Source organism: Peptoniphilus sp. DNF00840 (assembly GCF_001553125.1).
Taxonomy (GTDB): Bacteria; Bacillota; Clostridia; order Tissierellales; family Peptoniphilaceae; genus Peptoniphilus_A; species Peptoniphilus_A vaginalis.
In genome coordinates, this window is the sequence record NZ_KQ960184.1 from 30,742 (window position 1) to 56,550 (window position 25,809).

A 25,809-nucleotide genomic window follows, 5' to 3' on the forward strand; every position below is an offset into this window, starting at 1 on the left:
GTCATTCTAAACTTTCACAATCTTATCTCACAGACAAAGCTTATAAAAAATTATGGCTTGTGATAAAAATTTTTAAAAATAATGTGTTAAACAAACAAATAAATTGTTAAATTAAATGATATAATCATCTTATGAGATACATAATTTTTTTACTTATTTTTTTGACGGGATGCAGGGGCAAGGAAGCTAAAGTTCTAGATAAGGCTGCTCATGATAATCTGTCTGCTGAAATTATTTCTCTTGATGGAAGATATGGGAGCGAATTAAAAATTAAAAGTAAGGGAAGAGAATTTTCTATTGACGTAAATGACTTAAGACCCTGGAAGCTTGATTTTTGTAATGTGGATGGAGGTGAGATGGAGCTTGCACTTGGTGTTTACAAAAAGACTCCCTTTGATAAAAAGTTTGACAGGAGGTGTTTCTTATATAACATTGACTTTAAAAACAAAAAGCTAAGACCAAAACTTAGAATATCAAGATTATGCAATCCCATTAAAGATTTTAACTTGTGCGACATTGATGGAGATGGATATGATGAAATTATTTCCATAGAAAAAAACCTTGATGGCAATTATTTATTTGGTGTGTATGACTGGACTAATTTCGCTGTCGAAAGAAATCATGGGAGCGAAGTCTTAAAGGATGAGCCAAAGTTTTTAGACAAGGAGAAAAAAGTTGAGATAGATGGAAGCGAAAGAGAATTATATTTAGTAGGAGATGAAATAAAATGGAAGTAAAGAAAAAAATACTTATAAGTTTTCTTGTAGCACTTACGCTTTTGACTGGATGCAAAAATGTTAAGGGGATTTTGTCAGACAAGGAGGCTGCAAATATTAAACTTCAAGATACAAAGTTCTTGGATGAAATGGAAAATAAAACTACTCACATTGATTACAAGCTTTCTGATTTCACACCAAGCCTTGAAGATTATAAAGTTGCAGATGATTTTTCAAATGTAGTTAATTTTTCTGACTTTGGAGATTTTACAGAAAGACAAAAAGAAATGCTTTTAAAAAATGGTTTTGTAATTACAAGACCAAAAAATTTGGAAAACAACGCGTACAGTGAAAACCCATGGGATTATGAGTTCGATCAAATTCACCAAGTTTATGAAGACAATGAATATAAAAATTGGGCAAGTTTTGTTACAACTGATTCAGTAACTCACATCTTCCATATATTCTACGATGGATTTTTGAGAAATTTGGAAAAGGAAGAGCTCTATCCAAAATCTATTAGCTTAAATCAAAGTTTGCTTGCTGAAAATATAAATCTTTTAAGTGAAATAAAAAACGAGAGATTAAAAGAAATCCAAAATAGAAATATTGCTTTTATAGCAACTGGTCTTAAACTCTTGGGAATTGAACCAGAAAACTTACCTGAAGAAGCCAAGAAGATTTATGAAGAAGAGATAAAAAAGGCAAACTCAGAAGAAATTGCTTCTTCAGCTATCACTGGAAGGGACGTAGATTTTTCACAACTTAAACCAAGAGGTCACTACACTAGAAGTGAAGATTTAAAAAGATATTTTTCAGGCACAATGTACTTTGGTCAAGTTGGACTTTTTATAGAGAATGAAGGAAAACCTGATGAAGACAGTATCATGCAAGGACTACTTCTAACTCATTCAATTTATAAAAATCCTGAAATTTTAAAAAAATGGGAAGATTTAGTTGAGCCAATTGACTTTATGGTGGAATCTGCTGATGACCTTTCAATAAGAGAATATGCAAGGACACTCTATGGAGTTTATGGAAAAGATTTTGACATAAACAAACTAGATGATAAGAAAAATTTAAGCAAAGCTTACACAGTTTTAAAGTCCTATCCAGATCCACAAGTCGCAGGTTTTATGGGCAAGTCCTTTAGGTATATGCCACAAAGAGCAGTTATGGATAGCGTATTGATGCAAAATGTTGTTGATATTGTACGTCCAAATCACCCATCTGATAGACCAATTTATTCTGGCTTGGACCTTATGGCTGCCTTTGGAAATGAAAAGGCGAGAGAAATTTTAGACAAGGATTCTTACAATTCTCACTGGGATAAGTACAAGGAAAGAACTGATGAAAATATTTCGAGTGTTAAGAAGATGGAAGACTTAGACTGGCAAAAAAATATGTATCGTGGATGGCTATGGATGCTAAAGTCCTATGACCAAAAATTTGGAGAGGGCTACCCAATGTTTATGAGAAATGATGCTTGGGAAAGAAAGGACCTAGTATCTGCACTTGGATCTTTTGCAGAGTTAAAACACGACACAGTTCTATATGGCAAGGCTGTTATGGCAGAAATGGGTGGCGGAGGAGAAATGGAAATTCCAAAATCCTACGTTGAACCAAATGTAGAACTCTATGAAAAATTAAATTGGCTACTTGAATTTACAAAGGTTAATTTAAAAAATCGTCAAATGCTAAGTGAAAAGTATGAAGAAAAATTAAACAACTTCCAAGCTATGGTTATTAAGTTTAGAGATATTTCTATTAAGGAACTTCAAAACGAACCACTTACTGAAGAGGAAATTATTGATTTACTAAACATTGGTGGAGAGATGGAAAGAATAATGGTTGACTTTGTTGAGTCATCTGATGAAAATAATATTTCTTATTGGTATGAAATTCAAAATGCAACTGACAGGAGGATGCCAGTAGTAGTTGACCTAATGAGAGTTGTGAAAAACAGCGTTGGTCTTCCAGAAGGAGAAATCTCTCACATAGGAACAGGCAAGCCAATGGAAATTTTTGTAATCTATCCTCACCAAGATAAACTTTACATGGGTAGGGGAGCAACTTTTTCTTATTACGAATTTTTAAATAAGGAAAGACTTACTGATGAAGATTGGCAAAAAATGGTTTATGATGAAAAAATAGATTTTCCAAACTGGTATGGTGATCTTGTGACAGAAGAAAAGAAAGCTATAGAATATGATAGTTATGGACCAGATTATGAAGAAAGCATGTATAAAAAGTAGTTAAAGAGGGCGAGTCCCTCTTTTTTTCTTGCAAATTTTTAAATTTAAAATTACTATGTGTTATAATACTTTGAGGTGATGATATGCTTTTAGATTTAGTTGAAAAGAGAAGAAGTATAAGAAAATTTACTGACGAAAAAGTTTCTGAAGAAGACTTGAGAGAAATCTTAACTATTGCACTTCATGCCCCAACGGCAAAAAACAGAAACCCAGTTAGATATATAGTTGTTAGAGATAAAAAAAGATTGGAAGAACTTTCTAATTATAAAGTTAACAGTGCCAAGTTCTTGGCTGGCGCTGACCTCGCTATTGCCATTGTAACAGATAGTGAGATTGCACCGAACACCAACCACCAAGATGCCTCTATTGCTGCAACTTATATTTTATTAGCAGTAGCTGACCTAGACCTTGGAGCAACTTGGGCAAATGTTGTTGATGCAAAACACGAGAGTGGTATCTCTGCTCAAGAATTTTTGCACAAGTTCTTTGATCTTGAGGATAAGTTTGATGTTGAGTGCATAATTGGCATAGGTCATCCAGCTGAAGAAAAGTCAGAAAAAGTTCCCTTTGAATATTCAGAAAATGTATTTGAGGATTTACATGATAAGCTTAAATAATTTAGAAGAAACAGAAAAATTTGGTATCTTTCTTGGAAAAAATTTAAATCCAGGAGATGTTGTCTGCCTCAATGGTGACTTGGGAGCAGGAAAGACTACCCTAACTAAATCTATTGCCAAGGGACTTGGAATTGATGACTATGTAACAAGTCCTACTTTTACCATCGTCAATGAATATTATGGCAAGACAGATCTATATCACATTGACACTTATAGACTTGATGACAAAATTGATGTGGACTATCTTGGCTTTGATGAATATTTTTATTCTGATGGAGTTACCATAATTGAGTGGGCAGAAAAAATTAGAGATGCCTTACCAGAGGAATATATGGAGATAAATATTAAGTCCCAGGATGATAAGAGGGACTTAGAAATAAAATACCTTGGAAATAGGTTTGATGAATTGAAGGAGAAATTAGATGAAAGTTTTGGGGATTGATACTTCCACAAGAACAACTGCTATTGGACTAATTGAAGATGATGAGGTCCTAGCTGAATACAACTTAAGAGGTCGTGTTTCTCATTCGGAATCTGTGACAGATATGATTGAAGAGATTTTCAAAAAATTTGAATTTTCTTTAGAAGACATCGACTTAATTGCTGTTGGAATAGGACCAGGATCCTTTACTGGACTTAGGATTGGAATTACTATTGCCAAGGTCTTGGCATTTTCACTTAATAAGGACCTAGTTGGAGTTTCTTCTCTAGTTGCAAATGGTATGTCCGACTATGGTAAGGTTGCAACTATTGTTGACGCAAGGCGTGGAAATGTCTATGGATCTATAATTGACAATGAAGAAGAACCGGAAGTTCTATTCGAAGATTCCCTCTTGCCCTTTGAAAAGTTTAAGGAAGAATTAAATAAGTATGATGAAGTCACTCTTGTGGGGCTTGATGCAGAAAAGTTCTTAGGAGATCTTCCTCAAGGCAAATTATCCAAGAATAAGGGAATGAGGGGGACAAACATTGCAAGGCTAGGTCTAATAGATTATAAAAAGAAGGGACCTATGGATGTCTTTAATCTTGTCCCAAATTATTTGAAACTATCACAGGCAGAGGCTCAGTATGAAAAGAATCACGAGACTGGCAAATAAGTCTGACATAGATAGGATTCACGAGCTTGAAGTTGAGAATTTCGAAAACCCCTGGTCAAAAAAATCCATTGAGAATGCCATAGTTTCTGATGAACTTTCAGATATTTTAGTGGTGGAAGTTGATGGTGACATAGGAGGTTTCATTTCTTTTATGAGGATTTATGACGAGATCCACATTGGGAATGTTGCAGTCGGAAAGAAATATCGTGGGCAAAAATTTGCTAATGACCTCTTTGAAGGTCTAATAGATCTTGCAGAGAAGGGGTCCTATAAGATAACCTTAGAAGTTGAAAACTCTAATAGGATTGCCTTTAATTTGTATAAAAAATTTGGATTTATTATCCAAGGAATGAGAAAAAATTATTATGGCATCGACAGGGATGCCTATATAATGTGGAGGGAGTGATGAGATGAAAATTTTGGCAGTGGAATCCTCTTGCGACGAAACTTCTGTTGCTGTAGTTGAGGACGGACGAAAAGTTTATTCCAATGTAATTGCATCACAAATTGATACACACAAAAAATTTGGTGGAGTAGTGCCTGAGATTGCATCGAGACAACACGTTGAGGCCATTAACACAGTCTTAAAGGAAGGACTTGATGAGGCAGAAGTGGACCTTAAGGATATAGATATTATTGCAGCCACAAAGGGACCAGGACTTATTGGAGCCCTACTAGTTGGTCTAAGTGCAGGAAAGACTCTTGCCCTTGCAACTAATAAACCCTTTGTTGGAGTTAATCACATAGTGGGACATGTTTGTGCAAACTATATTTCCTTTAAAGAGTTGGAACCACCCTTTATTGGTTTAATAATTTCTGGTGGTCACACTTACTTAATTGAAGTTAAGGACTATGTTGACTTTACACTTCACGGAAGAACTGTTGATGATGCAGTGGGAGAAGCCTTTGACAAGGTGGCAAGGGCCATGGGCATTGGTTATCCCGGTGGACCTATAGTTGATAAACTTGCTAAGGAAGGCAAGGAGACCATAGACTTCCCAAGAGTTATGATCAAGGAAGACAATTACAACTTTTCTTTTTCAGGACTTAAGACTGCAGTCCTAAATTATTTAAACTCAACTATGCTTCGTGGAGAAGAAGTTGTAAAAGAAGATGTTTGTAGGTCTTTCCAAGAAGCAGTTGTTGATGTACTACTTGAGAAGGCCTTTAGGCTTGCAAGAGAAAAGGGCATGGATAAGATTGTCCTTTGTGGTGGAGTTTCAGCAAACTCTAGGATAAGGGAAGCCTTTGAAGAAATGGGCAAGGAAGAAGATATTAAAATCTTCTATCCTGAACTAAAGCTTTGCACAGACAATGCGGCTATGATTGCTTCAGCAGCCTACTACGAATACATGTCTGGCAAGCTTGATGAAAAAAATTTTGCAAATCCAAATTTAGGTTTGGAATAAGTCAGATATTAAAAAATCTAAGTCGTGGAATTAATAATATTTCATTACTTAGATTTTTTTTATTTTGTAGTAAAAGTTTACAAGCTTAGAGTTGTTTAAAAAGAAGTAGATATTTGTTAAGTGATAGTTTTTTAAGAAGAAGTAGATATTTTTGAAGTCATAATTTTTTATAAAGGGACAAGATTTTATGAAGTCATAATTTTTCACAAGTTAGTGAAAACTTGTGGAATCAAAAAATTTTATAAAAAAAAGTGCATTTCTGCACTTAATTTTATAAAGAATTAATAAATTTTAAAACTTCTATCTTAGAAAGATTGTTTTCAATAACTTCTAGGTGGTCAATGCCCATGACTTCGTGGGCAGTTTTTATGCCCTTCTTTACTAACTTTTCAACAGAGTAAAGTTCTCCAAAATCAGAAGCCTTCGATGAAAGGAAAATTAAATTTGAAATTTGATTTACATTTTTATTGTAAACTTCGCCAGGAAGTTTTTTGTAATTTTCCATCAAGGAAATAGAAACGGATTTTAAATTAAACCTAAGCTCGCCAAAGTCATCTTCAAGTCCAAATAGTTTAATAAGTTCGAAGAAGAAATCTTCGCCATTTAATGCCTTAAAGACATCACCAATAAAAATTGAATTTTTATTTGGATTTAAAACCTTTAGGATAATCTTATTGCCAAGAATCTTTGCAGAAACCCCAGACTTAGTCTTAAAAATAAAGAAGTCACTGTCTCTTAAATTATTTTTAATTTTCTCTGAGAAGTTAGGTCCAGAGAATTCAAAGTTCACATATAAGATACCTGAGTCAGAAGTCTTGCCTTGGATCTCCTTGTAAATGTTATTGCTAGAAATTTTTTTGTCAAAATAATAGGTGTTTAAAATATTTTCTGGCAGGCTTTCTGTGTTGCCAAGATATAGATTGTCCAAGTAAGTTGGGGACTCAATGGAAATAATATCCTTTAAATCTGTATAAACTTCTTCAATATGTTCATCTTTTTCAAAGGCAAGCTTGTCAACGTGAGTATAGGCAGAAGAAAACTCAACGAACTTGTAGCCATCTAAAAACTTAACGCCAAGATTTTCCAAGTAAGTACGGAGTTTTTCGTAAATCATATTGGAGTCCAAGTTGAAGTAAGAAGTTGATCCAATATAATCAAGTATAGCTTCCTTAAGTTCACTAACTGGGGAGGATGCTTTTAAGTTGTAGATACTTGCCAAGTAGTAAAATAAGTTTGAATTCAAAAAGTCTGAAGATAAAAAGTACTTCTCAATACTTGATTCACTAGCGAAATCAAGGGGAGATAGCATTAGCTTGTAGATTTTCTTCTTGCTAACTTCATCTATCTCATTCACATCATAGGATGCATTCATAGACAAGTCCAAGATTCTTGGGCTTTCTTTTTTTGCAATCTTTTCATTTATGTCTTGAAGTTCTTCTTCACTCATTATATTTTTTAAAATCTCAAGTGTGTTTTTAAAATTGTATTCAGAAAACCTATTGTCAAAGGTCATATAAGTATCTTCTCCCTGAGAGATATTTGTAAATTCGTTAAAGCCCTTTGTATAAATATTTATATTTTGGGGATCTAAGTTTGCGTGATTAATAAGTCCATAGGCAAGAGCTAGGTTGCCGAAACCATCGCCTAAGAGATAGGCAAGTGAGCCTTCGTCACGATTTGGCATTAGGACCTTTACATCATCATTAGAAACTTTTTTTGCAGCAAGGATGGCTGCAGAAATTGTGGCAGCTGCAAGAGCTAATTTTTTGATGTCATCTTTTCTTGACATAATTTCACCTCAAGTAGACTTTACCCAATAAATAGCTACTTAATTCTAGTTTGTTAAATTGTTTTTGAACAAGTATAATGGACCTTGGAGGGATTAACTTGAATAATTATAAATTAATCGAAGAAAAATATATAGACGAGGTTGCATCCACTTGCAAGGTCTATACTCATATAAAGACAGGAGCAAGAGTCTTAACTCTTGAAAACAATGACGACAACAAGGCCTTTGGTATTGGATTTAGAACGCCACCTGTAAGGGGCAATGGTGTTTGCCACATTGTTGAGCACTGTGTACTTTCTGGTTCAAGAAAGTTCAAGACCAAGGAACCTTTTATGGACTTGATTAAGTCATCACTACAAACTTTTTTAAATGCTATGACTTTTCCAGACAAGACAATTTATCCAGTGTCGTCAAGAAATGAAAAGGACTTTTACAACTTGATGGATGTCTATCTTGATGCAGTTTTCCACCCAGCAATTTATGAAGAAGAAAAAATATTTCTTCAAGAGGGATGGCATTATGAATTAAAGGACAAGGATGACGAATTAAAATACAATGGAGTTGTTTACAACGAGATGAAGGGAGTTTACTCTTCATCAGAAAATATTGTATCAGATGCTATGGTCTTTGCCCTTCATGAGGACTCATCCTATGGAGTTGACTCTGGTGGAGATCCTAAACTTATACCTAGCCTAAGCTACCAAGAGTTTAAGGACTATCACAAAAAATACTACCACCCATCAAACTCCTACATCTATCTTTATGGAAATCAAAATATGGAAGAAGCCTTAGACTTTATTGACAAAAATTATTTGCAAGACTTTGACAAGGCTGAAATAAATTCAAAAATTATTTTAAATGACGAATTAAAGAAAACTAAGGATGTGGAAATTACATTTTCTGCATCAAAGGAAGAAATGAAGGACAAGATTGACTACCTATCCAAGGGTTGGACTCTTGGCTATGCCGACTCCAAGATGGATGTCTTTATGCGTGACTTCTTGGCAGAACTTTTAATTGAGGCTCAAGGAGGACCACTAAGGAAGGCAATATTAGATGCAGGTCTTGCTGAAGATGTTTATTCAGAAACTTCATCATCACTTCCTCTTGACCTTTCTATAGTTTTAAAAAATACTGACGCAGATAAGAAAGATGAATTTTTAAAAGTTTTAAAGGACACTTTAGAAAAACTTGTTGAAGATGGAATTGACAAGGACCTACTTGAAGCAACTTTAAATAAATTTGAATTTATCTTTAGAGAAGGTGGAGGAACTCAAAAGGCAATAATTTATTATATTAGGTCTCTTAACTCATGGCTTTACGACCAATCACCACTTGATGCCCTCTACTACAACGATGTTTTGGAAGTAGTTAAAGAAAAGCTTGACGAAGGTTTCGTAGAAAATTACATCAAGGAAAAACTTATAGACAACGAGTACTCTGTAAACTTACTTGCAAGACCTGAGTTAAATAAAAATGGCAAGGAAGAAGAGGTCATGAGAAAAGAACTAGAAGACCTCAAAGCAAAAATGTCAGATGAAGAGATTGAAGAAATTGTAAAGAAGTCAAGAGACCTTGAAGACTATCAAAATGCAGAAGACTCTAAGGAAAATAAGGATACAATTCCTTCACTAGACTTAGCTGACATAGACGAAAAAGTAACTCAATATCCAGTGGAAGAAGATAAGATTGGAAATGTGATTTATCTAAAATCCAATCAAGAGACAAATGGAATTGTCTACACAAGTCTATCTCACGATATCTCTTTTATTGAAAAAGAAGAGATGGAGACAATGTCCCTTCTACTTTCCTTGATTGGTTTAATTGATACAGAAAACTACACTTATGAAGAATTAAATAATGAAATTTATAAGGCAAGTGGTGGAATTTCCTTTAACCCTGTTGTGTATGTTGATGAAAAGGACAAGACAAAATATGTCCTAAGGATGAACATTAAGATGAAGTCCACAGCAGATAAGTTTGGACGAGGACTTGAAATTATAGATGAAATAATGAAGAGGTCGATTCTTGATTCTAAAAAGAGGGTAAAGGAACTTCTAAACATTTTAAAATCAAGAATTGAATCAACAATGCTACAAAATGGTCACCAATTTATAATTTCAATTTTAAAATCCTACTATTCAAAAGTTGCAGACATCCAATCCCACCTTGGGGGAATAAATTATTACAACTTTATGAGAGACCTAGTGGAAAACTTTGAAGATAAGTGGGAAGATTTTGAAAAAGAAGCAGAAAAAATTTATGAAAAACTCTTTGTCAGGGATAATTTAATTATTTCCACAACAGGAAACCTAGCTGACTTAGATAGACTTAAGCCTGAGTTAAAAAAATATATTAACTCCTTAGAAGTTAAAAATATAAAGCCAGCGACTTATGAATTTGTAAGAGAAAATAAAAATGAGGGACTTTATACAACTTCAAATGTTGTCTACGTATCAAAGGGTTATGACCTTGAAGACTTGGGATTAAAATACAGGGGCGACCTAACAGTTCTCGCAAATATACTAAACTCATCCTTCCTTCACAACGAGATCAGGGCCAAGGGTGGAGCCTATGGCGGAGGAATTTCTATTGGAAGGTCTGGCGATATGGCAACTTACTCTTACAGGGATCCAAATTTAAAAAATACAGTCAAGGTTTACGATTCTATTGGAAACTTTGTAGAAAACTTAGAGATGGCAGATGAGGATCTAAAGAACTTTATTATTGGATCAATGAATTCCTTTGACCCACTACTTTCTCCAGAACAAATTGGCGACATAAACCTATCAAGATTTATAACAGGACTAACTATTGAGGACTTAGAAAAATCTAAGAAGGAAGCTCTTGAAACAAACTTGGAAAGATTAAAGACCTATGGAAAGTTCTTTGATGAAGCTATGAAGAAAAATTATCTTGCTGCCTTTGGTAGTGAAAGCATAATTAGGGATGGGGCTGACCTCTTTAAGGCAATAAAATCTATTAAGTGATTGGTGACCTATGATAAATTATGAAGATATATTAAGTGAAAGTGAAAGGCTAATAAAGAAAGCTTCAAAATTTTTCTTTGACCTAGACCCTCAAAATAATTTTGAGATGAAGGGAAGGAATGACTTTGTAACAGAAGTCGACTTCAAGGTCCAAGAAGTTTTAGAAGGTGAACTTTTAAAACTAATAGAAGGCTCTAACCTCTTGGCAGAAGAAAAGGACAAGTCAAGTGCAGAGATAAGAGACTACACATGGGTCTTGGATCCCGTAGATGGCACAACAAATTTAGTCCACGGATTTCAACACTCAGTCATTAGCCTTGCCCTAATTGAAAAATCAGAAGTTGTTCTTGGAGCAATTTATGATCCCTTTAGAGATGAATTTTTCTCAGCGATAAAGGATGAAGGCGCAAAATTAAATGGTCAGGGAATAAGAGTATCTGAGAAGGAAGAACTTGCAAACTCTCTTATTGGTGTTGGAACTGGCGGAGGAAGGTTGGGAAGAGTTGACGAGACCTTCGAGATGATGAGGTATATCTACGAGAATTCAAATGGAATTAGAAGAATTGGGTCTGCAGCCCTTGAGATGTGCTACTCCGCTTGTGGAAGATATGACGCCTTCATAGAAGATGGCTTAAATCTTTGGGACTACGCAGCAGGAACTTTAATAGTTAGAGAAGCTGGCGGACAAGTCATCAATATGCATGGAGAAGAAGTCGGGACAGAAAGAAGAGGCGGAATAATATCCGGCTCCAAAAAAATTGTTGATGAATTAAAAAGATTTACCTATTAAACCAAAAATTTTAATTTTATAAGATCAAAAAACTTTTAAGACAGGATGAAATTTCATTCTGTCTTTTTCGTGAATTGAAAAATAAAATAGAAAAGAAGAAATAAATTGAAGAAACAATCTTACAAAAAATTATAAAAACCAAAAAAATTTTTTATAAAAATGTACCTTTACTTTTTGAATAGGGCTATTTTACTTTATATTCTAAGACTTTATTAATTATTCTCTACTTTATAAAAACTATTGACAATTAAAAACTAAATTGTTACTATCTAAGAGTACGAGAGCTCTTATCATGAGTGAAAGTGTACCTAGGGATCCAGGCATTGCCAAGGACCGAGCGGTACGGGTACTTTTATTAAAGTATCACACCTTAGGGAAAAAAGCCCAGAGGGGTAGGTTTTACGAAATCTGCCTCTTTGGGCTTTATTTAATTTACTGGAGGAAATTATGAAAACTATTTACCAAGGAAAAACTAAGAATGTTTTAACAGAAGACGGAAGATGTTATTTACAATTTAAGGATGACATGACAGGAACTGACGGAGTTTTTGATACTGGTGGAAACCAAGTAGCTGGTAGTATTGAAGGTGCAGGTAAAGAATGTTTAAAGGTTACTAAATACTTCTTCGAAAAAATCAACGAAGCTGGAATTAACACTCACTACATTTCTTCTGACCTTGACAATAATTTAATGGAAGTAAAAAAAGCAACTGTATTTGGTAAGGGCCTTGAAGTTATCACAAGATTTAAGGCTGTTGGATCTTTCTACAGAAGATATGCTCTTTATATAGAAGAAGGTGCTGACCTTCCAGAATATACTGAAATCACTTTAAAAGATGATGGAAGAGACGATCCACTTATTACTAAAGATGGACTTGTTACCCTAGGTATCCTAAAAGCTGAAGAATATGATACAATAGTAGAAATGAACAAAAAAATTGCAAATATTGTAAAAGACCTTTTAAAAGAAAAGGGACTTGACCTTTACGATATTAAATTTGAATATGGTAGACTTGAAGGATCTGACGAAATCGTCCTAATTGACGAAGTTAGTGGTGGAAACATGAGAGCCTACAAAGATGGAGAATATGTAAAACCTCTTGATGTTTCAAAATATCTAGGAATTTAAGGAGCAAAAATGAGAGTATCAATTATTATGGGTTCAATTTCTGACAGAGAAATTGCAGACAAGATTGTTGCAAAATTAATGGAATTTGGAATTGAATATGAAGCCAAAGTAATTTCTGCTCACAGAGCCTTAAAAGAACTACAAGAATATGTAAAAAATGCTGAAGATGAAAGCCAAGTATTTATTTCTATAGCAGGCAAGGCTGCCCACCTTGGTGGAGTTATAGCAGCTCTTACTACAAGACCTGTTATTGGAGTTCCTGTTAAGAGTTCAACTCTTGACGGACTTGATGCACTTCTTTCCACCGTTCAAATGCCAAGTGGAGTACCTGTTGCTACAGTTGCTATTAATGGTGGAGAAAATGCTGCAATCCTTGCTGCAGAAATTTTGGCTATTTCTGATGACAATTTAAAGGAAAAGCTAAGACAATTTAGGTCTGATATGTCAGAAAAAATTGCAAACACCGAATATATTTACGAAGGATAAAAGGAGCGGAGATGGCAATTAATTATAAGAATGCAGGCGTAGATGTTGATGCCGGTCAAAGAGAAGTTGAATTAATTAAGGGTATTGTTAAAAAAACTCAATCAAGGGATGTCTTATCATCCCTTGGGGGTTTTTCTGGTTTATTTAATTTAGACCTAGATGAAATAAAAAATCCCGTGCTTTGTAGTGGTACAGATGGTGTTGGAACCAAGGTTATCTTGGCTCACATGCTTGATAAGCACGATACTATTGGTATTGACTGCGTGGCTATGTGCGTAAATGATATTTTATGCCAAGGTGCTAAGCCACTTTTCTTCTTGGATTATATTGCAACTGGCAAGTTAATCCCAGAAAAGATGGAAGAAATTGTTAAGGGAGTTGCTGAAGGTTGCATCCAATCTTCTGCATCACTTATTGGTGGCGAAACAGCAGAAATGCCTGGAGTTTACCAAGAAGATCAATACGACCTAGCAGGCTTTGCTGTTGGAGTAGTTGATAAGGATAAGATTATTGACGGTTCTAGTATCAAGGAAGGCGACATAGTATTTGGACTTTCTTCCAATGGCATCCACTCTAATGGGTATTCACTTGTTAGAAAAATTGTCTTTGACCACTGCAAGCTTGATTTAAATGAAGAAATTGATGAATTAAATTGTACTCTAGGGGAAGAACTTTTAAAGCCAACAAGGATTTATGTTAAGGAAATTCTTGAACTTTTAAAAACTGTAGATATAAAGGGAATGAGTCACATCACAGGTGGTGGCTTCTACGAAAATATTCCAAGGATGATTCCAGATGGACTTTGTGCAAAGCTTGATGCATCTGTAATAGAAACTCCTAAAATATTTAAGCTATTAAAGAAGTGGGCTGATCTTAAAGATGAGGATATGTATGCTACCTTTAATATGGGAGTTGGATTTACCCTTGTTGTATCTCAAGATGATAAAGAAAAAGTTGTTGACTTCTTTAAGAATACTGACTTAAAGCTTTATGAACTTGGAAAAATTGTAGATGGAGAAGATAAAATTGATCTTAGCCTCTAAAAAAAATATTGCAGTTTTAATTTCAGGTGGTGGCACAAATCTACAAGCCATCATTGACAATACAGAAAACAATTATATCAATGGAAAAATAAAAATTGTCATTTCCAATATAGAAGATGCTTATGGTTTAGTTAGAGCAGAGAAGGCAGGTATACCTGGCTTCTTTATAAAAGATGATGAAGAACTTATAAGCAAGTTAAGAGAATATAATATTGACTTAATCATTCTGGCAGGGTACTTAAAAATCTTGCCAGAAAAAATTATAAAGATTTATGAGAATAAAATAATAAATATACATCCATCATTAATTCCCGCCTTTTGTGGCAGGGGTTATTATGGATTAAAAGTCCATGAGGCCGTCATTGAAAAAGGTGTCAAGTACACTGGTGCCACTACTCATTTTGTAAATGAGGGGGCAGATGAGGGTCCTATTATCATGCAAAGAATTGTTGAAGTTGAAGGGGAAAGTCCCGAAGAGCTCCAACAAAAAGTTTTAAAGGTTGAGCACGAAATTTTGCCTCTATCTGTAAAATATTTTTGCGAGGACAAGTTAAAAGTTGTTAAGGGAAAAGTTGTAATTGGAGGTTAGGATGAGGGCACTTATTTCAGTTTATGACAAAGAAGGAATTGTTGAGTTTGCCAAGGAACTTGTTAATAGAGGTTGGGAAATCATTTCTACTGGGGGAACTTATAATAAGTTAAGAGATGCAGGAATAGATGTAATATCTGTAGACAAGCTTACTGGCTTTCCGGAAATTTTAGATGGAAGGGTGAAGACTCTTAACCCAAAAGTTCACGCTGGCATCCTTGCTAGACGTGACTTAAAAGAACATATGGCAACTTTAAGGGAAGAAGAAATTGGGACAATTGATATTGTTGTAAACAATCTTTATCCCTTTGAAGAAAAGCTACTTGAAAAAGCTGATCACGAAACTATGATTGAGAACATAGATATTGGTGGACCTTCTATGATAAGGGCTGCTGCCAAAAATTATAAGGACGTCTACATTGTAACTGATCCAGCAGACTACAAGCTTGTACTCGAGTACATAGATAAAAAAGATTCAAAATTTAATGAATATCTTGCCAACAAGGCCTTTAGCTACACTGCCCATTATGATGCTGTAATTTCAAATTATTTCGCAAAAAGACAAGGGGAAAGATTTCCAAGATATATCAATAAATCATACAAGCTTGTTGAAGAGTTGAGATATGGAGAAAACCCACATCAAAGTGCCGCCTTCTATGAAGACTCTTATACACCAGACAAGGTTGAATACAAGGTTCTTCATGGAAAACAAATTTCCTACAACAACTTAAATGATATGTATTCTGCCTTAAATGCAGTGATAAATTTTGAAAAGCCAGCTGCTGTTGCTATTAAACACACTAACCCTTGTGGAATTGGAACAGGTGACAGTCTCGAAGAAGCCTTTGTAAAGGTCTATGAATGTGATGACGAATCAATTTTTGGTGGGATTATTGCACTTAATAGGGAAGTTGATGTAAAAACAGCAGAGCACCTTTCAAAGATTTTCTTGGAAATTGTAGCTGCTCCAAGTTTTTCTAAGGAAGCCTATGAACTTTTAGCACAAAAGAAAAATATAAGACTTATAGAAATCCCTGACTTTGAAAAACTTTATAAGCCTAGCTTTAGATTTAAGCAAGTTCTAAATGGGATTATTATCCAAAACTCTGATGATGTGATTTGGGACCAAGATAAACTTGACTTCGTTTCAAATAGAAAGCCAACAGAAAAGGAACTTGAAGAATTAAAATTTGCCTTCACTTGCTGCAAGACAACTTTTTCAAATTCAGTTGTAATTGCTAAAGAAGGAGGAACTCTTGCCCTTGGTCAAGGTGAAACAAAAAGGTCTTGGGCAGTGGAAGAAGCCATTGAAAGAGCTGGAGAAAAAATAAGGGGAGCAGTCCTTGCTTCTGATGGATTTTTCTTCAGGGACACAATTGAACTTTTATACCAAGCAGGAATTGATGTAATAGTTCAGCCAGGTGGATCTGTTAAGGACCAAGAAGTTATAGATTTTGCAAATGAAAATAATATTTGTCTTGTCTTTACTAATATGAGACATTTTAGACACTAGGAGGCCAAATGAAAGTACTTGTAATTGGAAATGGTGGAAGAGAGCACGCACTTGCATGGAAGCTTAAAGAAAGTAAATCAGTAGATAAAATTTACATGGCTAGGGGAAATGGTGGAACAGAAAACTTCTGCGAGAACCTAGACATTGACCCAACAGATATTGAAAAACTTCTTGCCTTTGCAGTGGAAAATAAAATTGATTTAACTGTAGTGGGACCAGAAGATCCCCTTTGCGGAGGAATAGTCGATGCCTTTAATGAAAAGGGACTTAGGATATTTGGACCAAACAAGGCTTGTGCAAGATTTGAAAAGTCCAAGGAATTTACAAAAATATTTCTAGAAAAATATTCTATACCAACAGCAAAATATAAGAGTTTTGAGTCCTTTGATGACGCAGAAAAAGGTCTTGAAGAATTCTATTACCCTTTAGTTGTAAAAGCAGATGGACTTTGCCTAGGCAAGGGAGTTATAATTTGCCAAGACAGAGAAGAGGCAGTTGATGCTCTTGAAAAAATCTTTAAGGACAAGATCTTTGGAGACCAAGGCAAGACAGTTGTTATTGAAGATTTCTTGACAGGAGAAGAAGCATCTGTTCTTTGCTTAGTTTCAAACAACAAATTATTCCCACTTGAAAGAGCCAAGGACCACAAGCAAATCTTTGATGGAGACAAGGGACCAAACACTGGTGGAGTTGGAACTTACTCTCCAGTATCAGCAAGTCCTAAGTTAGAAGAAAATCTTGAAAAAATTTACAAACAAATTGAAGATGGACTTAATAAGGAAGGGCTTCACTATTCAGGAATCCTCTTTGTTGGATTTATGATTGAAGATGATATGCCAAAAGTCCTTGAGTTTAATGTAAGATTTGGAGACCCTGAGACAGAAGTCCTAATGCCAAGACTTGACGTTGACTTGTGCGAACTTTTAAACAAGACCATAGATGGTAAGCTTGAAAAAGATGACATAAGATGGAAGGATGAAACTTGCCTCACTCTTATAATGTGTTCAGGTGGTTATCCAGGATCCTATGAAAAGGGAAAACTTATCAAAGGACTCGATAGAGTTGACAGGGATATAATTGTCTTTCACAATGGAACAAAGAAGACTGATGGACTTTACACAAATGGTGGAAGAGTCTTATCCATTACGGCTCTAGGTAAAAATTTAGAGGAAGCTCGCAAGAAGGCCTACGACAATGTAGAAAAAATTTCCTTCGAAGGAGCTTACTATAGAAAAGATATAGGAAGCAAATAAAAATTTTTCTTCCCACAAAAAATAAAAAATGAAAAATTTGCAGGTAATTGATTACAATTATCTGTTTTTTCTTGCAGAAATTTATTTTTGTATTAGACTATATGTTGGTGGTTAATATGAAATTAAAATCTTATGAAAACTTACACGAAACTTTTTTGGTATTGATATTTATAACTTTGGCTGGAGGCTTTCAAGATGCCTACTCCTATCTAATGAGGGGGAAGGTCTTCGCCAACGCACAGACAGGGAACATAGTCCTCTTATTTAAAAACATAGTGGACTTAAACTTTAAAGAATCTATAGCTTACTTAATTCCAGTTCTTTCATTTGTACTTGGTGTTTATGTTGCAGTTCGATTTGAAGACGCAATAGAAAAAAGAATTCTTCACTGGCGCCAATATATAATTGGTTTTGAAATTATAATTATGATATTAGTTTCTATGATTCCAGAGAACTTAAATAACTTAGCTAACGCCCTTCTATCATTCTCTTGTGCCATGCAAGTCTACTCCTTTAAAAAAATTTATGGACTTAGCTTTGCAACAACAATGTGCATTGGCAACTTAAGATCAGCAACTGAAAATCTTTCCAAGTATCACATCACAAGGCAAGATGTATATTTAGAAAATGCAAAGAAGTATTACGCAGTTATAATTATCTTTGGCTTAGGAGCAGCCCTTGGTTATTTAACTTCAAAGACCTTTGGCTTTAAGTCAATCTTAATAGCAGCAGTCCTTTTGACAATTTCCTTCTTTATTTTATTCTTAGAAGACCGCGGGGAAATTTAATTGCCTTGAATAGGACTATGAATCTTAACTATACTTAAGAAAATTAAAAATATTAATAAAAAATATTAGATTTTTTAAAGAACTTTATAAAAATAAATTTTTTGCCTGACTTATGGCAGGTTTTTTTATTTGAAATACTTTAGATTGATAGGGGTTAAAATGGCAAAAGTTTTATACTTTTGTAAGCTTATAAAAATCATCTTTTTATAAATTAAATCTAAAGACAAGATTTTAAAAATTTTTAGAATATGTTAATATCAAGTTTATTTTAAGTACATAAAACTAATTAAATTTATAATTTGAAATGTAGACAAGTGAAATTATTGTATTTTTATTTTTAAAAATATGAAAATTAAATCATATTTCCATTGTATTTTGCCATTTAATGTGATAAAATCTCTTTAATTTATAAACCAATATTAAATAAATTAAAAGAGGTGTTAAAAATGAAAAAATTTAAAGGGTTTATGGGTATCATGCTTTTAATGCTTATGGCATTAGCATTCACTGGTTGTCAAAAAGTAGACAACGGAGCTGCAAAGGAAGGCAATGATGCTTCCAAGACTGCAGCTGCAGGACAAAAAGCAAAGTTTGAAACTCTAAAAGATGGCGAAGAATATCACATAGGAATTGTTACTGGTACAGTTTCTCAAGCTGAAGATGAGTTCCGTGCTGCTGAAAAAGCAATTGAACTTTACGGCTCTGCTGATAACGGTGGAATTATTAAACATGACACTTATCCAGACAGATTTGAAGCTGAACAAGAAACAACAATTTCAAAAATTGTTGCTATGGCAGACGATCCTCTAATGAAGGCTGTTATTGTTAACCAATCAGTTCCAGGAACTGTTGCAGCATTTAACCAAATTAGAGAAAAAAGACCTGATATCCTTCTTGTAAACTTAGTTGCTCAAGAAGATACAGTAATGGTAGAAAATGCATCTGACCTTGTAATGGATGCTGACAACGTATCAAGAGGATACAGAATTATTGCAGCTGCTAAAGAAATGGGAGCTAAAAAATTTGCACATATCACTTTCCCAAGACACATGTCTATTGAACTTCTAGCTCTTAGACGTGCAATTATGGAAGAAGCTTGTAAGGACCTAGGCCTTGAATTTATTTCATTAAACGCACCAGATCCTACAACTGATATTGGTGTTCCAGGAGCACAACAATATATAGCAGAAAACATCCAACCATGGATTGATAAGTATGGTAAAGACACTGCTTTCTTCTGTACAAATGACGCTCACACTGAACCACTTCTTAGAGGTGTTGCAGCTGGTGGAGCAATCTTTGTAGAACAAGATTTACCATCTCCAATTATGGGTTATCCTAAGGCATTCTCAGTAGACATTCAAAATATGGCTGGAGACTGGAAGGCAATTAACGCAGCTGTTGAAAAAGCAGTTATTGCAAAAGGTGGAGACAAGAGAATGGGTACTTGGGCATACTCTCTAGGTTATTCATTAACTCTTGGTGCTGTTGACCACGTTATGGAAGTTCTTAAGGGTCAAGGCGAACTTCTTAACAAAGAACAAATCCTTGCTTCTATTCAAAAGCATACTGAAGGTGCAAAATGGATGGCTGAAAACTATATAGATAGAGCAACTGGGGAAACTAAGGACAATCACTTCTTACTAGCTCAAGACACTTATGTATATGGTAGAGGATACCTAGGAATGGATAAAGTTAAAGTTCCTGAAAAATATCTAAACCTAAACGTAGACTTAGATGCTATTAAGGAAGCTCAAGAACACGCAGAAGGAAAAGCTGAATAATTAAATTATTCTAAAAAAATAACAAATAAGTAAATATCTTATTAAAAAAATTAAAGTCAACGGGCTACCGTTGATTTTAATTTTATAATTATGAAGATGGAGGGATTTTGTTGACAAATAGTTTACTTGAAGTCAAGAATGTCAGCAAGAGTTTTGGCGAAAACGCCGTCTTAAAAGATGTTAATTTCTCTCTCAATAAAGGAGAAATCTTAGGGCTTGTTGGAGAAAATGGTGCCGGTAAGTCTACTCTAATGAATATAATTTTTGGAATGGAAGTTATTAGAGATACAGGCGGTTACAACGGTGAAATTTATTTTGACGGAAAATTAATTGACTTTAAAAATCCAATTGACGCCTTAAATGCAGGCATAGGAATGGTACATCAAGAATTTAGTTTAATCCCTGGATTCACAGTTGCAGAAAATATTACTCTAGATATGGAAGAAACAAACTCTTCTGTAATTTCTAAAATTTTTGGAAAAAAATTAGAAAGTATTGATGTAAAGGAAAATATAAAAATTGCAGGAAAGTCTTTAGACACTCTTGAAGTTAATATTGACACTAATGCACTTGTTTCAGAAATGCCTGTAGGTCACAAGCAATTTATTGAAATTGCAAGGGAAATGACAAGAAAAGATGTTAAGTTAATTATTATGGATGAGCCAACAGCAGTTCTTACAGAAAGTGAGGCTAATAACCTTACAGATTCTTTGAGGACTCTTGCTGATCTTGGAATTTCCATAATATTCATCACTCACAGGCTACGTGAAATCACAAGTGTTTGTGATCAAGTGGTTGTTCTAAGAGATGGTGAAATAATTGAAGATAGAAAAAATGAAGACCTGTCTATTGAACAAATAGCTCAATGGATGGTTGGAAGAGATGGAGAGAAGAAGCTAGCCAAGGAAAAACTTGAAAAGCACCTTGAATCAAATGACCATATAATGGAAATTGAACATCTCTGGGTTGATATGCCAGGTGAAGCTGTATATGATGTTAATCTTTCAGTTATTAGAGGAGAAATCCTAGGTATTGCTGGTCTTGCTGGTCAAGGAAAGCTTGGCATACCTAATGGAATCCTTGGAACTTATCCTGTAGGTGGTAAAATAACTTACAATGGAAAAGAATTAAAACTTGGGGATACTCTAGATATCTTAAAAAATAAAATTGCCTTTGTATCTGAAGATAGAAGGGGAGTTGGACTTTTACTAGAAGAGCCAATCTTTTGGAATATTGCCTTTAATGCAATGCAGGTCCAAGAAAAATTTATTAAAAAAATATTTGGATTCAAATTTAGAGATGAAGTTAAGATGAGAGAATTATCTGACGAATATATTAAGTCTCTTGCTATCAGGACTACTGGTTCTGACCAAAAGGCAGGAAACCTATCTGGTGGTAACCAACAAAAAGTTTGTCTTGCCAAGGCCTTTGCCATGGATCCAGAACTTCTATTTGTATCTGAACCTACAAGAGGTATTGATATAGGTGCTAAAGAACTAGTTCTTGATGCCTTAAAGGAATCTAATGAAAAGGATAATACTACTATTGTAATGGTTTCATCAGAACTTGAAGAACTAAGAAGTATTTGTGACAGGATAGCTGTTATCTGCGAAGGTAAAATCGCAGGAATACTCCCAGCTAGTGCTGATCCAACAAAGTTTGGACTTCTAATGAGTGGGGAAGGAGAGCTTGGAAATGACTAAAAAGAAAAGTTTAATACAACAAATAGGAATACCAAGACTTATTATTGGAATTTTCCTCTTAATGCTTTTTATAGCTGCTCCAATGGCTGGTGTTTCTCTAACTGACTCAGTCCAAAACGTGCTTTCAAGATTTGGAATGTTCTCTGTTTTAGTTCTGTCTCTTGTGCCAATGGTACAATCTGGTTGTGGACTTAACTTTGGTATTCCAATTGGCGTTGTAGCAGGAATACTTGGTGGAGTTACATCTATTGAGTTTGGTTTTAAAGGTTTTACAGGTATTTTTATTGCAATGATATTTGCTGCTCTTATAGCAGTAGTTTTTGGATTTTTCTACGGAATTTTATTAAATAGGATTAAGGGCGATGAAATGCTTATAGCTACTTATGTAGGTTATTCATTCACAGCCTTCATGTGTATTGCTTATTTAATCCTTCCATACAAGAATCCAGTTTCTGTATTAAGTTATAGTGGTAAGGGACTTTCACAACAAGTTCCAGTTGCAGATTATTGGATGAAGTCCAAGGTCCTAGAAAATGGAACTAAAATTACAGAAGGTCTTTTAAACAACTTATTATCTATTAATATACTTGGAGTTAGGATTCCAGTTGGAATGTTCTTAATTTTTGCTCTTATGGCTTTTATTGTTTGGGCATTCTTCAAGACAAAGACTGGTACAGCTATGACAGCTGTTGGATCAAACCCAGAATATGCAAGAGCATCTGGAATTAATATTAACAGGGTAAGGCTTGTTTCTGTAATATTCTCTACAGTACTTGCTGCAGTTGGAATTATTATTTACCAACAATCTTATGGTTTTATCCAACTTTACCAAGCTCCACTTGCCTTTACTTTCCAAACAGTAGCGGCCCTACTAATTGGTGGTGCAAGTATTAACAAGGCATCTATTCCAAATGTTATAATTGGTACATTTTTATTCCAAGGTGTAATTACACTTACTCCTACAGTTATAAATGGTGCACTAAATATAGATATTTCAGAAATACTAAGAATGATAATCACAAATGGAATGATAATTTACGCACTAACAAGGAGGAGTAAAGATGAATAAAAAATTTAATTTAAAAGAATTTTTATACAGATTTATGGTTCCAATTTTGTTTATAATCATAGTTGTGGCAGGTCTTATTATTGCCAAACCACCACTATCTTATATAACAAATGAACTTTCAAAGAGAATGGTAAGAAATACCTTCTTAGTACTTTCTCTTATTATTCCAATCATAGCTGGTATGGGAATTAACTTTGGTATTCCTCTAGGAGCTATGGCAGGACAAATTGGAATAATATTTGCCCAAGACTGGGGATTCACTGGAGCAACAGGGCTTCTTATTGCTGCTCTTATTGGTACTCCAATTGCAATTTTACTTGGACAATTTTCAGGTAGAGTTCTTAACAGGGCAAGGGGTAGAGAAATGATCACATCAATGATGCTTGCATTCTTTATCCTAGGTTGGTACATGCTATTCCTACTTTACTTCTGCGGAACTTTAATTCCAATGAGAACTAAGGCTATGGTCCTTTCAGCAGGTTACGGTATTAAAAACTCTATTACCCTAGCGTCTGCTCAAGGCTTTGACAACATTATGAAGTTTAGAATTAATATTCCTATAACTCCTAAACATCAAATACTTTTTGATGTGCCAGTAGTTACTCTTGCAATAATCGGTCTACTTTGCCTATTCATCGTATGGTTTAGAAATACAAAACTAGGTCACGATATGAAGGCAGTAGGTCAAGATCAATTTGTTGCACAAAATGCAGGAATGAATTCTGATAAAATAAGAATTGCATCAATTGTTATGTCAACAGTTCTTGCTTGCTACGGACAAATTATTTATCTACAAAACATTGGTACTCTTGCAACTTATGCAGGACAAGACCAAGCAGCCCTTTATGCAGCAGCATCAATCCTTGTTGGTGGTGCATCTGTATCAAAGGCTTCAATACCAAATGTTATCTTAGGTACAGCTCTTTTCCACTTAATGTTTATAGTTCTTCCACAAGCGGGAAGAGTTTTAACAGGCGATGCTATGATGGGTGAATACTTCAGAACATTTATCTCTTATGGAGTTGTAACTCTTGCACTTATCCTTCACGCTTTTGAAAGAAAGAGAGAGCTTGATGCAAATAGGTTAAAGCTAAGAGAAGACAAGATAAATAAGGGAAATAAAGTAGCAGAATAAAAATAAAAAATTTAAGCAAAAAAAAGTTGCTCCATGTAAAAGTGGGGCAATTTTTTTGTGAAAATTTTTAGATTTTATCCTATAAAATATGAGAATTGAAAATTTTAAAATTCTCATACTCAAATATTATTAAACTAATTAAAGGTCAACATACCTATCATTATCCATAATGAAGGGTGGAGCAACTTCTGGATCTACATAGTCCTTGTACTTATCTTTTAAATACTTGTAGGCATCTTCCTTCTTGGAAAACTTTATAGCTTGATAAGGTTCTTCGAAAGAAATCTTTTCTAAGAATAAATATCCATCTTCAAGGGGAAGAAGGACTCCCACGTGACCTATAAAGAGGTAGTCGCCATCGAGCTTGTCATTTATAATTACTGAAAGCATACGGACATCCCTTGGGAAGTTAAACTTCGACAAAAACTTTTCCATTACTTTAGCTTGAACCTTTGGGTCCTTAGATGGATTTGTCTTGACTCTTGAAAATAATTTATAAAATTTTTCAAGCTCGTCGCCCTTAAATAAATTAGAGGACCTTAGGGCTTCCTTATCCATAAAAAGAATTTCATCGTCTATTGGGATGTCCTCTTTAAGTGATAAGTTGTCCTTTAAGAGCAAGAAAGAATTTATCCTGCAATTAGTGTCAGGGTATGAATGCTTAATAGATGACCTCATCTCCAAAATTTTATCAAGCTTATCTTCTTTAGGGGGCTCCCTAAAGTCACCACTTAATAATTCTTTTGGGATTGATTTATTGTAGTCACTTACAAGACTTGCAAAGACTTCTCCATTCTTCTTATTTAAATTCTTTTCGATTGCTGATTTTACAAAATTAAGTGAGGTTTCGTCATTCATATTTGAAACAAGATAATCTCCACTTTTATTTTCATCAAGATTGACCTCTTGAATTTTTTCAGCTTTATTTTCTATTTTATTAGTTTTATTTTTATTTCCACAAGCAGAAGTCAAAAGACTAAAGCAAGTGATAAATATTATAGATTTTTTATTCATCCTTCCTCCATAAAAAATATTTTCTAAACTATTATACAATAGAAATTTAAAATTTAATAAAAACTAATTAAACTCAAATAAGTAGATTAAAAATCAATATAAATATTTAAGACTTTGAGCAAGCCCAAGAATATTTGAAAAGATAAAATAGGCGTGAACTTTTATTTTAAATGGGTAACTTCTAAATAGAAAGATTTAAAATAGGAGGTCATCATGGAAGTTAAAAAAGGTAGAAATTGTTATTATATAGGAGAAGGCGAAAATAATTATAAGGGAATTTTACAATATGTTGAAGAGGGTCATGTAATAGATGCTCAGCACACAATTGTTAAGCCAGAATTTGGTGGCCAAGGTCTTGCAGGTCAACTTGTAAAACAACTTGTGGCGGACGCAAGGAGAGAAAACAAAAAAATAAAAGGAACTTGTTCTTACGTAAAAAAGAAACTTGAATCAAGTGACTTTGATGATGTGAGAGCTTAAAGAAATGTGAAATAATGTAAGATCATAAAAGAAGATGGGGCAACCCATCTTTTTTAGTGCAATAAACTTTCATTCTCTTCTAAAAATTTTAAACTTTATAAGACTTAACAGATAAAAAATATTTATATAATAAGTTGTAAAATTAAATGCGACACAAATAA

General features: G+C 34.3%; 23 protein-coding genes. 21 read left to right on the forward strand and 2 right to left on the reverse strand.

The window, feature by feature from the left end:
* Positions 1 to 131 precede the first annotated feature (131 nt).
* From HMPREF1864_RS00180 to tsaD, 7 genes are all read left to right on the forward strand, one after another.
* Positions 132 to 737: a hypothetical protein gene (locus HMPREF1864_RS00180; RefSeq protein ID WP_062570844.1), complete on the forward strand. Its 606-nt coding sequence runs from the start codon at positions 132 to 134 to the stop codon at positions 735 to 737.
* Positions 728 to 2,971 carry a DUF3160 domain-containing protein gene (locus tag HMPREF1864_RS00185; RefSeq protein WP_062570845.1) on the forward strand — a complete coding sequence of 748 codons (2,244 nt, stop codon included), beginning with the start codon at positions 728 to 730 and terminating at the stop codon, positions 2,969 to 2,971. Before HMPREF1864_RS00180 ends, HMPREF1864_RS00185 begins: the two co-directional genes overlap by 10 nt.
* Positions 2,972 to 3,054: 83 nt before the next feature.
* On the forward strand, positions 3,055 to 3,588 hold the full coding sequence (locus HMPREF1864_RS00190) for a nitroreductase family protein (RefSeq protein WP_062570846.1): 534 nt from the start codon (positions 3,055 to 3,057) through the stop codon (positions 3,586 to 3,588).
* On the forward strand, positions 3,572 to 4,030 hold the full coding sequence (gene tsaE, locus HMPREF1864_RS00195) for a tRNA (adenosine(37)-N6)-threonylcarbamoyltransferase complex ATPase subunit type 1 TsaE (protein ID WP_062570847.1): 459 nt from the start codon (positions 3,572 to 3,574) through the stop codon (positions 4,028 to 4,030). The genes HMPREF1864_RS00190 and tsaE overlap by 17 nt, the downstream gene beginning before the upstream one ends.
* A complete protein-coding gene (gene tsaB, locus HMPREF1864_RS00200) occupies positions 4,011 to 4,685 on the forward strand; it encodes a tRNA (adenosine(37)-N6)-threonylcarbamoyltransferase complex dimerization subunit type 1 TsaB (protein ID WP_062570848.1) in 675 nt (224 codons plus the stop codon). Before tsaE ends, tsaB begins: the two co-directional genes overlap by 20 nt.
* On the forward strand, positions 4,657 to 5,091 hold the full coding sequence (gene rimI, locus HMPREF1864_RS00205; RefSeq protein WP_062570849.1) for a ribosomal protein S18-alanine N-acetyltransferase: 435 nt from the start codon (positions 4,657 to 4,659) through the stop codon (positions 5,089 to 5,091). Before tsaB ends, rimI begins: the two co-directional genes overlap by 29 nt.
* A 4-nt stretch (positions 5,092 to 5,095) precedes the next feature.
* Positions 5,096 to 6,094, forward strand: a complete 999-nt coding sequence (gene tsaD, locus HMPREF1864_RS00210) for a tRNA (adenosine(37)-N6)-threonylcarbamoyltransferase complex transferase subunit TsaD (protein ID WP_062570850.1) — start codon at positions 5,096 to 5,098, stop codon at positions 6,092 to 6,094.
* A gap of 271 nt (positions 6,095 to 6,365) precedes the next feature.
* On the opposite strand, the gene HMPREF1864_RS00215 is transcribed toward tsaD, so the two are convergent.
* Entirely contained in the window at positions 6,366 to 7,883 is a 1,518-nt protein-coding gene (locus HMPREF1864_RS00215; RefSeq protein WP_062570851.1) for an oleate hydratase, read from the reverse strand.
* A gap of 98 nt (positions 7,884 to 7,981) precedes the next feature.
* Here HMPREF1864_RS00215 and HMPREF1864_RS00220 point away from each other — a divergent pair, with 98 nt between their 5' ends.
* The 13 genes from HMPREF1864_RS00220 (at position 7,982) to HMPREF1864_RS00280 (ending at position 24,154) form a co-directional block, all read left to right on the forward strand.
* Positions 7,982 to 10,873, forward strand: a complete 2,892-nt coding sequence (locus HMPREF1864_RS00220) for an insulinase family protein (RefSeq protein ID WP_062570852.1) — start codon at positions 7,982 to 7,984, stop codon at positions 10,871 to 10,873.
* A 10-nt stretch (positions 10,874 to 10,883) separates the two neighbouring features.
* Complete coding sequence (locus HMPREF1864_RS00225; RefSeq protein ID WP_062570853.1) at positions 10,884 to 11,663, forward strand: inositol monophosphatase family protein; 780 nt, start codon at positions 10,884 to 10,886, stop codon at positions 11,661 to 11,663.
* Between the two features lie 447 nt (positions 11,664 to 12,110).
* The gene (locus tag HMPREF1864_RS00230) at positions 12,111 to 12,791 is read left to right on the forward strand and encodes a phosphoribosylaminoimidazolesuccinocarboxamide synthase (RefSeq protein ID WP_062570854.1); all 681 of its coding nucleotides are present in this window, start codon (positions 12,111 to 12,113) and stop codon (positions 12,789 to 12,791) included.
* A 9-nt stretch (positions 12,792 to 12,800) separates the two neighbouring features.
* Positions 12,801 to 13,277 carry a 5-(carboxyamino)imidazole ribonucleotide mutase gene (gene purE / locus HMPREF1864_RS00235; RefSeq protein ID WP_005955862.1) on the forward strand — a complete coding sequence of 159 codons (477 nt, stop codon included), beginning with the start codon at positions 12,801 to 12,803 and terminating at the stop codon, positions 13,275 to 13,277.
* Positions 13,278 to 13,288: 11 nt separating this feature from the next.
* Positions 13,289 to 14,320 (forward strand): phosphoribosylformylglycinamidine cyclo-ligase, encoded by a 1,032-nt coding sequence (gene purM, locus HMPREF1864_RS00240; protein WP_062570855.1) that lies wholly within the window; start codon positions 13,289 to 13,291, stop codon positions 14,318 to 14,320.
* The gene (purN, locus tag HMPREF1864_RS00245; RefSeq protein ID WP_062570856.1) at positions 14,289 to 14,909 is read left to right on the forward strand and encodes a phosphoribosylglycinamide formyltransferase; all 621 of its coding nucleotides are present in this window, start codon (positions 14,289 to 14,291) and stop codon (positions 14,907 to 14,909) included. Before purM ends, purN begins: the two co-directional genes overlap by 32 nt.
* A 1-nt stretch (position 14,910) precedes the next feature.
* Entirely contained in the window at positions 14,911 to 16,422 is a 1,512-nt protein-coding gene (gene purH / locus HMPREF1864_RS00250) for a bifunctional phosphoribosylaminoimidazolecarboxamide formyltransferase/IMP cyclohydrolase (RefSeq protein WP_062570857.1), read from the forward strand.
* 8 nt (positions 16,423 to 16,430) lie between these two features.
* Positions 16,431 to 17,675 carry a phosphoribosylamine--glycine ligase gene (gene purD, locus HMPREF1864_RS00255; RefSeq protein ID WP_062570858.1) on the forward strand — a complete coding sequence of 415 codons (1,245 nt, stop codon included), beginning with the start codon at positions 16,431 to 16,433 and terminating at the stop codon, positions 17,673 to 17,675.
* A 116-nt stretch (positions 17,676 to 17,791) separates the two neighbouring features.
* On the forward strand, positions 17,792 to 18,463 hold the full coding sequence (locus HMPREF1864_RS00260) for a YoaK family protein (RefSeq protein WP_062570859.1): 672 nt from the start codon (positions 17,792 to 17,794) through the stop codon (positions 18,461 to 18,463).
* A gap of 446 nt (positions 18,464 to 18,909) precedes the next feature.
* On the forward strand, positions 18,910 to 20,247 hold the full coding sequence (locus tag HMPREF1864_RS00265) for a DUF3798 domain-containing protein (protein ID WP_062570860.1): 1,338 nt from the start codon (positions 18,910 to 18,912) through the stop codon (positions 20,245 to 20,247).
* A gap of 110 nt (positions 20,248 to 20,357) precedes the next feature.
* Positions 20,358 to 21,950 (forward strand): sugar ABC transporter ATP-binding protein, encoded by a 1,593-nt coding sequence (locus tag HMPREF1864_RS00270; RefSeq protein WP_062570861.1) that lies wholly within the window; start codon positions 20,358 to 20,360, stop codon positions 21,948 to 21,950.
* Positions 21,943 to 23,019: an ABC transporter permease subunit gene (locus tag HMPREF1864_RS00275; protein WP_062570862.1), complete on the forward strand. Its 1,077-nt coding sequence runs from the start codon at positions 21,943 to 21,945 to the stop codon at positions 23,017 to 23,019. Before HMPREF1864_RS00270 ends, HMPREF1864_RS00275 begins: the two co-directional genes overlap by 8 nt.
* Entirely contained in the window at positions 23,012 to 24,154 is a 1,143-nt protein-coding gene (locus tag HMPREF1864_RS00280) for an ABC transporter permease subunit (protein ID WP_062570863.1), read from the forward strand. The genes HMPREF1864_RS00275 and HMPREF1864_RS00280 overlap by 8 nt, the downstream gene beginning before the upstream one ends.
* A 138-nt stretch (positions 24,155 to 24,292) precedes the next feature.
* Here the strand turns inward: HMPREF1864_RS00280 and HMPREF1864_RS00285 are convergent, their stop codons facing one another.
* On the reverse strand, positions 24,293 to 25,168 hold the full coding sequence (locus HMPREF1864_RS00285) for a DUF4300 family protein (RefSeq protein ID WP_062570864.1): 876 nt from the start codon (positions 25,166 to 25,168) through the stop codon (positions 24,293 to 24,295).
* Positions 25,169 to 25,381: 213 nt separating this feature from the next.
* Here HMPREF1864_RS00285 and HMPREF1864_RS00290 point away from each other — a divergent pair, with 213 nt between their 5' ends.
* Complete coding sequence (locus HMPREF1864_RS00290) at positions 25,382 to 25,648, forward strand: GNAT family N-acetyltransferase (RefSeq protein ID WP_062570865.1); 267 nt, start codon at positions 25,382 to 25,384, stop codon at positions 25,646 to 25,648.
* Positions 25,649 to 25,809: the final 161 nt, after the last annotated feature.